The organism is Bacteroides sp. Marseille-P8574, from assembly GCF_902825465.1.
In the GTDB taxonomy this organism is placed as follows: Bacteria; Bacteroidota; Bacteroidia; order Bacteroidales; family Bacteroidaceae; genus Bacteroides; species Bacteroides uniformis.
Genome location: NZ_CADEBE010000002.1, coordinates 737,408 through 749,215 on the forward strand (window position 1 = coordinate 737,408; position 11,808 = coordinate 749,215).

An 11,808-nucleotide genomic window follows, 5' to 3' on the forward strand; every position below is an offset into this window, starting at 1 on the left:
CCGTTATCAGAGTTTATCAAAATTGTCAATATCACTCTCCACCATCACATAATCTATCTTTTCCGAAGCATGACCGTATTGATAAGCCAGTCCCAGCAATGAGAAAATCATGGACATATAAACGCCGAATGCCTGGACCACCGCCAGCAGATAAAGCACAAAGCTATAGGCTGCCGATACAGTGGCACCGCCACCTGCATCAGTCATTGCAAAGATATATTTCACAATGGTCCCGATATACCATGGAATCATCGTCACTCCCTGCAAGATGGCGGCGATGAATCCCATAACAATGGAAATCAGTACGATACCTCCCCAGGTAGCGAAACCCAGTCGGTAGGCCTTCTTCAAGGCATCTATGATATAGATATCTTCGAACAGATAGACTGGAGCCCAAATAGCCAGTGGCACAGACACCACCACAACGAGCAGAACGAACAAGAACGCAAGCGCTATAAACGGAATGATGGTGGCTATAAAACCAACAATAAGCCCTACAAACAGCACCAAAAGCACACTGACAATCATTATCAGAAATACCCTTCTGACATTACGGAACAACAAGGGCTTCAGCATCCCTAACGTCACTCCCTCCAAGCGTTCTTCCCGTTCATTGTAAGTACGGACCAATGCGTAGACCAAAGAGGTCAGCATGACAGTTCCCAGCAGATATAGAACGGCATACAGACTGTAATAAGTCACCAGCGCCATGATGGACGCTCCGACAACAGAAGAGTCGAACGAGCCTCCGGTCATATCACCCAAAACCATTGTACCGCTCATCAGCCCGTTCAGGCTCAGCCCCTGAAGCAGGCAAAGCGGCAACATCAGATATGTAGTGAATTTCATCAACGGCTTCCAGTTCTCTTTGATAAAATCAAAGGTAGCAGTTAGTTTCTCTCCAAAAGAACGTTGTACATACAGTGCGATTTTAGGTTTCTGTGCTTCCATGCTTCTTTCTGTTAGGTAAATAAATATAATAAAAAAAGATAAACGACAAAGAAAGTAGAATAAAGCCGAACCTCAAAGCATCCGAAAGTTCGGTATGACGGGTAACAAATCCTTCTATAAATCCTGCCATGATGAATACGGGTACCGTACCCACCACTATTTTCAGTCCTTTTTTGGCTCCCCGTTTGAAAGATTCCAGCCTTGAATAGGTTCCGGGAAAGAGCCATCCGTTGCCCAGGGCAAGACCGGCGGCACCGGCTACAATAATCGCCCAGATTTCGAGTGTCCCGTGCAGCCAAATGGCAAGGGAGGACTCCCAAAGCAAGTCGTGCTGATAAAAGAAGGTTTGGAAAGCCCCTATCATGATGCCATTGTTAAGGAGCATGTATCCGGTGCCAAAACTGGTCAGCAGCCCCATGGCAAAGCAGTTGAAGGAGACCATGATATTGTTCAGCGTGATACTCAGAAACATGGGGAACTCGGAGGAACCGTTATATACAGCCATGGGTTCACCATTAGCGATATTGTTCAAAGTCATATCCACATAAGAGTTTCCTAAAATCAAACGCACAAAATCGGGGTCTCCGGCAGCAGATACCACTCCTATCAATGCGCTGACCACAAATATAATGAAGGAAGCCACTAACTCACGGCGTGCATCGTGCATGGCCGAAGGCACTTCACGGGTCCAGTAGGTGATAATTCTTGACCATTTCTCGCGCTTGTTTCTATAAATGCGGTTGTGCAATGCCGAGGCAAGATTGTTCAGATAGATAGTGATGCGGGAAGCGGGGAAATGCGTTTGGGCAAAAGCCAGGTCTGCCGTAAGCTCCGTATATGCGTCGGCAAGCTCATCGGGAGACAGACTGTCCGCCTGCTCCACTATTTTTTCTGCTTGTTTCCATTTTTCGATGTTCCGCCGGATAAACGTCACTTCTTTCATACCCCATGAATATTTCAGAGAAGTTTTGTCTGAAATCGGTAACAAAAATAAGAGAATAATGATATATTTGCAATGAAATACTAAAAATGTTTTATCAGGAATGGCAGAATCTACAATTATCACCGGGCAGTTTGTCCGCATCAGTCAAACGCCTGCCAGTATCGGTGAACGGCTCATTGCACTGGTCATAGACTATATTCTGCTCGGATTCTATGTATTTTCTACTTTGGCCTTGTTTTCACGGATTCATCTGCCCTCTGATTTCACGATGCTTTTCTTCCTCGCTATCGTCTACCTGCCGGTCTTGTTTTACGCATTTCTCTGCGAAATGTTCAACCAGGGACAAAGTCTCGGCAAGCGGCTGATGAACATCCGTGTCGTAAAAGCAGACGGTTCCACGCCCGGCATAGGCTCGTACCTGCTCCGATGGCTTCTCTTTCCTATCGACGGACCGGTGACCGGTGGCCTGGGACTTCTGGTCGTCCTTTTGACCAAAAACAGCCAGCGAATGGGCGACCTTGCTGCCGGCACCATGGTAATCAAGGAAAAGAATTACCGCAAGATACACGTCAGCCTCGATGAGTTCGACTACCTGACCAAAGACTACCGGCCTACCTATCCACAAGCTTCCGACTTGTCATTGGAGCAAATCAACGTCATTACTCGGACCCTGCAATCGGGTAAGAAAGACCGTACACGACGCATTGCCTCCCTTGCGAAAAAAGTGCAGGAACTTCTCTCCATCACTCCTCATGACGGTAACCCGGAAAACTTTCTTCAAACCATTCTCCGGGACTACCAGTATTATGCCTTGGAAGAAATTTAATACAAACTTCCAACAAAACCCAAGAAGTGTTAAGTCTTACGCTTATTTAAGATTCAAGCTGCATCTTTTTGGCTTTTCATTTGTTAATTAGCCAGAAGGTCTTAACTAAATAACAAAGAACAATTATGAAACGAATCATTACATTAATCACACTGGTATTGGTAAGTGCATCTACCTTGATGTATGCACAGAGTAGCAGCGAAACACGCCGTGCAGAGCGTAAAGCCCAACGCGAAGCCCAGAAAGCACGCGAAAAAGCGGAAAATGAAAGGAACTATGCCATTGCCGTCCAGGCATTGAAAGAGGGCAAGTTTGTATTGGAAGCAGACCAGCTGGTATTCAAGAGAGGAAGGAGTGCATTTGTTTCATCGACAACAAACTTCGTTATGATGGACGGTGAACACGCATCTGTACAAATAGCTGCCAACAGTGCCCTTGCAGGCCCCAACGGAATAGGCGGCATCACAGTGGACGGCAGCAGAAAGGAAATGAAAATCACGACCGACAAAAAGGGAAACGTGAATTGCAGCTTCAGCGTACAAGGCATTGGAATATCCACACAAGTGCATATCACACTGACCAACGGCGGCAATAATGCATCAGCAAGAATCAGCCCGAACTTCAATTCGAATACCCTGACGCTGAACGGAGTCCTGGTTCCATTGTCCCAGTCAAACGTTTACAAAGGGCGGGCTTTATAAAACGCTCCTTTTGTCCGTACAAAGTATGAAGAAAAGAAGATATTCATATCGTGTTCGCAGGATATGAATATCATGTAGACATGAAATTAATAGAATGCAATACAAGGAATTAATATTCTGTATAACAGTTTATTAATTCCTTGTATTGCATATAAAGGATTCTAAGAAGATGTGAACATTTATTCTTTTATCTGTTGACACGTTGGGCAATAATATACCGAACCACCCATATAAGCCTCTTTTATGATGGTACTGCCACAACGGAGACAAGGATTCTTCCATGTTTTGGCAGAAAGAATGGTTTTGTAACCTCCGGCGTTGCCATAAAGATCTGTTTGCGTATCGCGTCCGCCCTCGGAAGTCATATCCACCAATGTTTTTTTTAGAGCATTAAAAAGAACTTCTTTCTGATTATCCGACAGAAGTAGCACTTTCTGTTTGGGATTTATCCGTGCATTGAACAGAATATCCTGCGTTACGCCATTACCGACACCGGGAATATGCTGATTGGTTGCCAATAGAGCTTTAGCAGAGAGGGTCTTCTTTGCTTCGGCAACGAGTTTCTCAAATTCCGCTTCGGTGTATTTATCGCTCAACGGCGAAATGCTTTCCCGACTCAATTTATAGTACTTATTGTCGATATAGCTATCAGGATAAACATTGATAAAACCATACATTGCAACCGTGAAGACAAGGAATGAATCATCATTAAACGTCAGCAACAACTGGTAATTGGCAGGAATCTCATCTCCCGCACTATAATAACGGACACTGACTCCGTCGCCTATGTTCATGATCACATTATCCGAAAGATTGAAATTGACAAACATGCCATATCCTTCGGATGAAAGGATGGTTTTGCCTACGAGCAGTTTACCATACTCCGACGGTTCACCGTTATAGAACGTAAACTTATGCGGTTTGGTGGCATTAAATACCTGCGTGATTGTTTTACCGCTCAAGGCGTTGTTCACTTGTTTGCTCAAGGTGATAACTTCGGGTAATTCTAACATATTATCTTACTTTTATTTTCGATAGGGATATATATTTCCGTTAATAACTCGTCAATAGCCGTGTTGCCAGGTGTATTATAATCAATATCACTCATTATTTTAACCGGACCACTTCCCCTATAATAGGCATCAACACGTTCAATGAGTCTTTCTCTTTCAGATTCATGGCATTTTTCAGCGGTTCGTCCCAGCGGTGTCTAGCCAAAGCATATTTGGAATGATGAACAGTCAGAATCTTTTCCGCATTCAAGTCCCTGGCCGCTTGCCCCAAATATTGGGGCATGGTATGGATATATTTCCAATCTTCGTTATACTGCCCATTCTCCAATATGGCAAGGTCAATGCCGGGATATTGCTTGCCTATTTCGGCAAAATGCGTGTCATATCCGCTATCACCACCCATATAAATCTTCTGCGAAGGGGTTTCGATAAGGAAAGAAGCCCATAATGCCTGATTTGCCTTCAACGAGCGGCCCGAAAAATGCCGGGCGGGCAAGCAATGAAGCAGAAATCCCTTATCCAGTACAGTATCTTCAAACCAATCTAGCTCAACCAGGGATGATTTGTCAAATCCCCAATACTCGAAATGTTCGCCTACCCCCAAAGGACAGACCACCTTGCCTACCCGGTTTTTCAGCTGCATCACCGTCTCATAATCCAGATGGTCCCAATGGTCATGTGATATCACCAGATAGTCAATCTCCGGCATATCGGCAGGCTTGTAGGCATCCGCCCCTTTGAACGGCTTGTTTACAAACGAAACCGGAGAAGCCACACAAAATACGGGGTCTACCAGTATACGCTTTCCGTCTACCTGGATAAAATAGGATGAATGTCCGAACCATACCAATACATTCTCGTCCTTGCTTATCTTGCTGAGGTCCGTCTTTATAACCGGAATCTCTTTTTCTGGACGCAAATCGGTTTCTTTCTTAAATAAGAATCCCCAGAAAGCTCCCAAACGTCCCTTTTGGGAAGTCATCATCATCGTACTGTGCAGATTCCGGAATTCTCCGTCTTTGTAATGAGGCGACTTCTTTATCCTCTCCAACCGTTCTCCTTGAGGAGCCCTCCCGAAACTCGGCTGATTGACAAAAACGAATCCCGCTATGACCGCAACAGCCATAATACCCACTATAATGCCAACTATCATACGTACTCTTTTCGTTTTTAATGAATTCATATTCAATGAGGCTACATTTACAGCTGCAAATATAGTCGAATTGTTATTAAATCACTATCTTCGCGCCCAATTTACGGAATCAATACAATAAAGAAATAAAAAGCCAACAAAGAAATGAACACACACAGTCTATGTTGCATCGGCTATATTACCCAAGATAAAGTCGTAACCCCTAAAAATACCATATATATGCCGGGAGGCACCTCCTTCTACTTCGCACATGCCATCAAGCACTTGAATGCTAACGATTTTCTATTGGTAACAGCTTTGGCTGATACTGACATGGGCATTGTGGAAGACATTCGGAAAGAAGGTATTTCCGTCAAAGCCTTGCACAGCACACATTCCGTCTGTTTCGAGAATATTTATGGAGAAAATCAAAACGAACGTACACAACGTGTCACGGCAAAAGCAGACCCTTTCACCGTGGAAGGTTTGAAAGATACCGATGCACGGATTATCCACTTGGGCAGTCTGCTTGCCGACGACTTCTCTTTGGAGGTCATCAAGTTCTTGTCCGGCAAGGGACTCCTCTCGGTAGACGTGCAAGGATTTCTCCGCAAGGTGGAGAATGAAAAGGTGCTGGCCGTAGACTGGCCGGAAAAGAAAGAAGCATTGAAGTATATCCATATCCTGAAAGCCAACGAAGCTGAAATGGAAGTGCTGACCGGATGCAGTGAACCGCACGAAGCTGCATTGCTGATTGCAGACTGGGGCGTGAAGGAAGTGCTGCTGACCCTGGGAGATAAAGGTTCGCTGATTTATGCCCAAGGAGAATTCCACGAAATACCCGCCTACCCTGCCCTGCAGATTACAGATGCAACGGGATGCGGAGACACCTATATGGTAGGATATCTGTATATGCGCGACAAAGGCGCGTCTTATCGAGAAGCCGGATGCTTTGCCGCCGCCATGTGTACCATAAAGCTACAATCGCACGGGCCGTTCTGCGGAACGGAGGAAGCGATAAATAATGTGATAAGAGGATAAGATGATGGGGTGATAGCAGGATATCACCCCATCATCTTATTTACAATCCGAATTTCTTCAAATCATCTTCCACGCTACCGATACCTGCAATATGGAACATATCAACCAGTACCTTGACGACATTTGGAGAAAGGAAAGCGGGCAATGTAGGTCCTAAGTGAATATCCTTCACACCGAGGCTCAATAATGCCAATAATACAATAACTGCTTTCTGTTCGTACCACGCTATGTTGTAGACTATGGGAAGTTCATTAATGTCGTTCAGCTGGAATACTTCTTTCAGCTTCATGGCTATTACCGTCAGTGAATAGCTGTCATTGCACTGCCCGGCATCCAATACACGGGGAATGCCGTTGATGTCTCCCAAACCAAGTTTATTATAGCGGTATTTGGCACAACCTGCGGTCAGGATAACGGTATCTTGCGGCAAGGCTTTGGCAAATTCCGTGTAGTAGTCACGGCTCTTCATACGTCCGTCACAACCTGCCATTACGATAAAGCGGCGTATGGCCCCGGTCTTCACGGCATCTACCACCTTGTCTGCCAGTTGCAGCACCTGGTTATGGGCAAAACCGCCGATAATTTCTCCATGCTCTATCTCCACCGGAGGCTGGCATTGTTTGGCAATCTCTATGATTTCAGAAAAGTCTTTCCTACCTTCAGCATCCTTATCAATGTACTTGCAACCCGGATAGCCGGTAGAGTTGGTGGTAAACATACGTTCTTTATACACAGCATTTGTCAGAGGAGGAACGATGCAATTGGTGGTAAACAGAATCGGTCCGTTGAAGGAAGTGAATTCTTCGCGCTGTTTCCACCAGGCATTGCCATAATTGCCTACAAAATGGGAATATTTCTTGAAAGCCGGGTAATAGTGAGCAGGTAACATTTCACCATGTGTATAGACATCTATTCCTGTGCCTTCAGTCTGTTTCAATAATTCTTCCATATCCTTCAAGTCATGGCCGCTAATCAAAATTCCCGGACGGTTCTTCACACCGATATTCACCTTTGTAATTTCAGGATTACCGTAAGTACCAGTATTGGCTGCATCCAATAGAGCCATTGTCTTTACTCCAAACTCACCAGCTTCGAGAACCAGCTTCACCCACTCCTCTGCCGATAGAGACTCAACCGCAATGGTAGCCAGTGCGCGTTGCATGAAAACATGAACCGTATCATCATTGAATCCCAGACGCATAGCATGCTCCAGATAGGCAGCCATACCTTTCAAGCCATAGACAAGCAATTCTTTCAACGAGCGGAGGTCTTCATTCTGTTCACGCAGAACACCTACTGTCTTCGCTTTTCCGGCATAGTCATCACGCGTTCCCTGCCAAGTCAGTTCATTTACTTTGGGTAAGAGCACTTTGTTATGCTTGGCCTCTTGAATCAATCCATTACGCATGGTGATTCCTTTATCTACCCGCTTCAAAATGCTTTCATCATCGAAATTTGCATTCGTAATAGTGCAGAACAGAGCATCCGTCACAAAGATATTCACTTCTTCGGAGACCGGACAATCTGCCTTGCGCAAAACATCGGCAACGACAGAGACACCTCTAACCACAAACAGCAACAAGTCCATAGCTTGAGCCGTATGACTTTCTTTTCCACATACACCTTTCAGTATACAGCCGGTTCCTTTGGCTGTCTCCTGACATTGATAACAAAACATGTTCGGTTCCATATTCTTATTCATTTAAAAGTTTACATCATCTTTCCATAAGATAAGCAGCACCTCAGCAATAAAAATAAGCAAGCTTATTTTCTATTACTTTCGGTTTGCATTATCTTTGTGCAAAGATGAGAGTTCTACAACGCGAAAACTGTCACGAATGTTACATCGAATCACAAAAAAGTAAAAAAGAGAATGGAAATCCATACATTATTGAAAATGCCTCCTTTTCAAGGCATAACAGAAGAAGAATTATTATCCCTCATCCTGGCACCCGAACATGCACGCAGGCAATACAAACCTGCTGACTTTATTGCCATGCAGGGAGAAGTATACCGTTCTCTATTCATATTGTGCTGCGGCAGTGTGCGTACCCAAATGGTCAGTGCAGAGGGAAAACAACTCACCATAGAAACGCTGAAAGCCCCGCAACTACTTGCCCCGGCTTTTGTCTTTGCCTCCGAAAACCGCTTCCCGGTAAATATCGAAGCAAAAGAGAAATGTGAGATACTCATCATAAACAAGAATGTCTTCCTGGAATTCCTGCATCGACACCCCACTGTGATGCGCAACTTTCTGCAACTGGTATCGGACAGAACTCTGTTTCTCTCCAAAAAGCTGAATGCCTTTGCCCTGCAAAGCCTAAAATCGCGCATACTGAACTATCTACGCATGCATGGCACGATACTCAACCAGCAGGAAGTGGCACAAATACTGGGAGTGGCTCGTCCCTCGCTAGCACGTGCCTTATCGGAGCTGGCAAGCGAAGGATGCATCCGGATAGAAGAGAAGGAAATGCGGATAAATGAAATCTCCGCCCAAAAGTATTTATAAAAAAACGCCCACAAAACACGCACGCCTGCGCATCTTGCGGACATCTTCATCCTTTTATAAAACTGCCTGCTTTTTCTAAGCAACTTTCTTTAATTACATGCTCGCTTTCCTACCGCCTTTCCGAACCAATCTGCGAATCCAAAGATAATAGCCCGTCAGCGGCAAGCTGGCCCCTACCAAAGCGGCAAGAAAACTCAATATGCGGGTGGTCAGCCCTCCCCAACTGCCTACATGAACGGAGAATATCCAGCCACGGATTTTTCCTGAAGCGTCGGCATCCTTATATAAGGTAGCCCCGGTGATTTCACCGCTACGGGGATTGAACGTATAGCGGTCGGCAGCACGCTGGTTGCCCAACCGATTGAAAGAAACCGTAGCAGAGCCTTTGGACACGGTAATCTGTTTATAATCAGTATTGAGTTCCTTCAGTTCTTCGTAAACCTTCTGCCAGCTTGTAAAAGGAGAGAAAGAATTTCTTTCACGATGCTCACCTCCCGGTCTGCCACCAGACCGGCCTTGAGCCCGTTCTCCTCCCTGGGCAGCAGTTTGTGCCGAAGCACCATGTCCTCCACCCCCTTGCGTGGTTTCCACTCCGAAAACTTTGTAGAAGCCGGTGCGGTACCAGGAGAAAGACCATGACAGTCCCGTAAGCGCCATTACCAGCAGAAAAATCAGCGTGTACATGCCGCCTGCCACATGCAGGTCGTACCAGAAGCGGCGCCAACCTTTATTGGTAACAATCTTCAGACTGTTCTTCAAAGCCTTTTTTGTACGGGGCCACCAGATGACAATGCCCGATATCAGGACAAAGACAAACATCAGCGTGGCAGTGCCCACAATCATTTTTCCCCAGAAGATGCCTCCATCGGGCTTCATGCTGTCCAGCAACCAGCGATGCAGGCGGAACATGGTCGTGAAAAACGGCGCACGCTCATACTTGCCCTTTATCTCACCCGTATACTGGTCTACATAGACGGAAGCACGACGAGGTTTGGAAAGGTTCACCTGCCAGGCACGCTCCGGAGCAGACGAGGCTGTGACACCCGTCACAAAAACACTATCCGGCAGAGTAGCGGCCACTTTTTCGGCCACCTTGCCCATGGGAAGCGGTGCCGGCCCGACTTTCTCCACATAGTAGAGGTCGCGGCGGCAGAGCTCCATCACCTCCGTCTCGAATACCAGCATGGCTCCGGAAAAACAGATAAGGGTAATCAGTAGCCCGAAGGGGACTGAAAGCCATAAATGTATTTTACGAAAAACTTTCTTCATAGGAGCTTTATTCCAGTTTACCTACACCGTTCAGTTGGGTTGCATTGACAACCAGACCCTTGGTAGCTGTTGCATTGGCAGGGTCTACCTTATAGATGGCAGGATAGCCGGAAGAGGTAGTGACTGCCACATATGCGTTGCCATTTTCCATGTACGGGGTATTACCAAAGCCGGAGACATCGCTTGGAAGGCCGTTCACATAAGTCAAAGCTCCGGTGGAGGCATTGAAGACGGCAAGTTGGTTGGCAACCTTGTCTGATGCCGTAATTGCCTTATCATACATCAGCAACAGGAAATAATTACCTGAAATATACCAAGTGCGCAAGAAAGAGGCGCCATTGGCTTTCTCTTCAAGATTATAGTAATAGGCGGCATCAAATTCCTCTGCTTTGGTATCGATGCGTACAACTCCGGCAGGCAATGTAGTCTGCTGACGCGAATCACTCATGGTCTTGGCATAGCTCGGAGAAAATACATATACATAGCCGTCGTCGGCAAGCCAGTTCATCTGGTAGTACTGTGACTTCATGCGTCCGGCAGCATAACTGATTTTGTCTGTAGTGATGACCTTATGAGAATTCAGTGTCTGATCACCAAAGATAGCGATATGGCATTCATTAGGATACTGGGTCCATTGCAATTCGTCCTTCTCATAGGCACCGCTACCCTGCCCGCCGGATTCTGTCTTTATTAAATCCTCATTACCGGAAAGCACCCACTTGTAACTACCGTCTTCATTCTTCTGCATGCAACCATACTGGCTAAGCCCCATGGGAATGGCTGCTGCATAAACCTTACTGCCCACTTGTTCTATACCGGCCAGTGTTACGTATTCACCATTTTCAAGGAAATTTTCGGCAAGAAATGGAGTATCCTTTGTTACCGAGTTCTTTGTATAAGTCTGTTTCTCGACATCCAGATAGGAAATCAAAAAAGATTGGGGAGTATATCCATTTGCATCATTCAGTTCCGTAGGGCCGTCGCCGGTAGAAGTCGTCATTATAAATTGGTCATAATAGCCGTAGGTAGTGAAACGATTGACGTTATACTCCTGGCTACGTTTTTCCAGTTCACCGTTTGTATTCATAATGAACGACTGGGTAGTGCCTGCATTTCCCTGGTGATAATTCAAGGCATACAGATATTTGTTTCCGTAGAACACCCAGTAAGTAGCCCCATCGTTCACAAGGCCATTGCCGGCAGCAGTAATTTCACCGCTTTCCAGTGACTCGGCTGTCAGCAGGACAGGAACGGAGCTACCTGAAACTGTAGCCGTGGCAGCTATCACATAGTTACCCTTTGAACCGGAACCGGAGCCGGAACCCGGTTCGTCTGTGTCTGTACAAGAAATTAAAGCCATTCCGGTCATTGCCATTGCCAAGAGGCCGGACAAAAGATAATTCTTCTTCATTTGTTCTTC

The 11,808-nt window shown here is 45.8% G+C and carries 11 protein-coding genes; 4 read left to right on the plus strand and 7 right to left on the minus strand.

Annotated features, from left to right (window positions below):
• Positions 1-6 precede the first annotated feature (6 nt).
• Positions 7-951, minus strand: a complete 945-nt coding sequence (locus HUX74_RS15695) for a hypothetical protein (RefSeq protein WP_117600338.1) — start codon at positions 949-951, stop codon at positions 7-9.
• The gene (locus HUX74_RS15700) at positions 932-1,894 is read right to left on the minus strand and encodes a stage II sporulation protein M (RefSeq protein WP_117600339.1); all 963 of its coding nucleotides are present in this window, start codon (positions 1,892-1,894) and stop codon (positions 932-934) included. Before HUX74_RS15700 ends, HUX74_RS15695 begins: the two co-directional genes overlap by 20 nt.
• A 100-nt stretch (positions 1,895-1,994) precedes the next feature.
• Between HUX74_RS15700 and HUX74_RS15705 the strand changes: the two genes are divergently transcribed.
• Together HUX74_RS15705 and HUX74_RS15710 are read left to right on the plus strand one after the other, a co-directional pair.
• Complete coding sequence (locus tag HUX74_RS15705; protein ID WP_005831462.1) at positions 1,995-2,720, plus strand: RDD family protein; 726 nt, start codon at positions 1,995-1,997, stop codon at positions 2,718-2,720.
• Positions 2,721-2,845: 125 nt separating this feature from the next.
• Positions 2,846-3,421 carry a DUF4251 domain-containing protein gene (locus tag HUX74_RS15710; RefSeq protein ID WP_174646991.1) on the plus strand — a complete coding sequence of 192 codons (576 nt, stop codon included), beginning with the start codon at positions 2,846-2,848 and terminating at the stop codon, positions 3,419-3,421.
• Between the two features lie 179 nt (positions 3,422-3,600).
• On the opposite strand, the gene HUX74_RS15715 is transcribed toward HUX74_RS15710, so the two are convergent.
• Both HUX74_RS15715 and HUX74_RS15720 read right to left on the minus strand, forming a co-directional pair.
• On the minus strand, positions 3,601-4,434 hold the full coding sequence (locus HUX74_RS15715; RefSeq protein WP_131225308.1) for a DNA-formamidopyrimidine glycosylase family protein: 834 nt from the start codon (positions 4,432-4,434) through the stop codon (positions 3,601-3,603).
• A gap of 94 nt (positions 4,435-4,528) precedes the next feature.
• Positions 4,529-5,587: an MBL fold metallo-hydrolase gene (locus tag HUX74_RS15720; RefSeq protein ID WP_174646992.1), complete on the minus strand. Its 1,059-nt coding sequence runs from the start codon at positions 5,585-5,587 to the stop codon at positions 4,529-4,531.
• 144 nt (positions 5,588-5,731) lie between these two features.
• Between HUX74_RS15720 and HUX74_RS15725 the strand changes: the two genes are divergently transcribed.
• Complete coding sequence (locus tag HUX74_RS15725) at positions 5,732-6,607, plus strand: PfkB family carbohydrate kinase (protein WP_061412187.1); 876 nt, start codon at positions 5,732-5,734, stop codon at positions 6,605-6,607.
• Between the two features lie 40 nt (positions 6,608-6,647).
• On the opposite strand, the gene hcp is transcribed toward HUX74_RS15725, so the two are convergent.
• Positions 6,648-8,297: a hydroxylamine reductase gene (gene hcp, locus HUX74_RS15730; protein WP_174646993.1), complete on the minus strand. Its 1,650-nt coding sequence runs from the start codon at positions 8,295-8,297 to the stop codon at positions 6,648-6,650.
• Between the two features lie 183 nt (positions 8,298-8,480).
• Here hcp and HUX74_RS15735 point away from each other — a divergent pair, with 183 nt between their 5' ends.
• Positions 8,481-9,119 (plus strand): Crp/Fnr family transcriptional regulator, encoded by a 639-nt coding sequence (locus HUX74_RS15735; protein ID WP_174646994.1) that lies wholly within the window; start codon positions 8,481-8,483, stop codon positions 9,117-9,119.
• Positions 9,120-9,212: 93 nt separating this feature from the next.
• On the opposite strand, the gene HUX74_RS15740 is transcribed toward HUX74_RS15735, so the two are convergent.
• Positions 9,213-10,388: a PepSY domain-containing protein gene (locus HUX74_RS15740; RefSeq protein WP_174646995.1), complete on the minus strand. Its 1,176-nt coding sequence runs from the start codon at positions 10,386-10,388 to the stop codon at positions 9,213-9,215.
• A gap of 7 nt (positions 10,389-10,395) precedes the next feature.
• Positions 10,396-11,799 (minus strand): DUF4374 domain-containing protein, encoded by a 1,404-nt coding sequence (locus tag HUX74_RS15745; RefSeq protein ID WP_119962075.1) that lies wholly within the window; start codon positions 11,797-11,799, stop codon positions 10,396-10,398.
• Positions 11,800-11,808 lie beyond the last annotated feature (9 nt).

Excerpts from the sequence above, each read along its gene's own strand:
- HUX74_RS15710 (WP_174646991.1), top strand. The coding sequence starts at position 2,846 with ATGAAACGAATCATTACATTAATCACACTGGTATTGGTAAGTGCATCT.
- HUX74_RS15715 (WP_131225308.1), bottom strand. The coding sequence starts at position 4,434 with ATGTTAGAATTACCCGAAGTTATCACCTTGAGCAAACAAGTGAACAAC.
- HUX74_RS15745 (WP_119962075.1), bottom strand. The coding sequence starts at position 11,799 with ATGAAGAAGAATTATCTTTTGTCCGGCCTCTTGGCAATGGCAATGACC.
- HUX74_RS15720 (WP_174646992.1), bottom strand. The coding sequence starts at position 5,587 with ATGATAGTTGGCATTATAGTGGGTATTATGGCTGTTGCGGTCATAGCG.
- HUX74_RS15735 (WP_174646994.1), top strand. The coding sequence starts at position 8,481 with ATGGAAATCCATACATTATTGAAAATGCCTCCTTTTCAAGGCATAACA.
- hcp (WP_174646993.1), bottom strand. The coding sequence starts at position 8,297 with ATGGAACCGAACATGTTTTGTTATCAATGTCAGGAGACAGCCAAAGGA.
- HUX74_RS15740 (WP_174646995.1), bottom strand. The coding sequence starts at position 10,388 with ATGAAGAAAGTTTTTCGTAAAATACATTTATGGCTTTCAGTCCCCTTC.
- HUX74_RS15705 (WP_005831462.1), top strand. The coding sequence starts at position 1,995 with ATGGCAGAATCTACAATTATCACCGGGCAGTTTGTCCGCATCAGTCAA.
- HUX74_RS15725 (WP_061412187.1), top strand. The coding sequence starts at position 5,732 with ATGAACACACACAGTCTATGTTGCATCGGCTATATTACCCAAGATAAA.
- HUX74_RS15700 (WP_117600339.1), bottom strand. The coding sequence starts at position 1,894 with ATGAAAGAAGTGACGTTTATCCGGCGGAACATCGAAAAATGGAAACAA.
- HUX74_RS15695 (WP_117600338.1), bottom strand. The coding sequence starts at position 951 with ATGGAAGCACAGAAACCTAAAATCGCACTGTATGTACAACGTTCTTTT.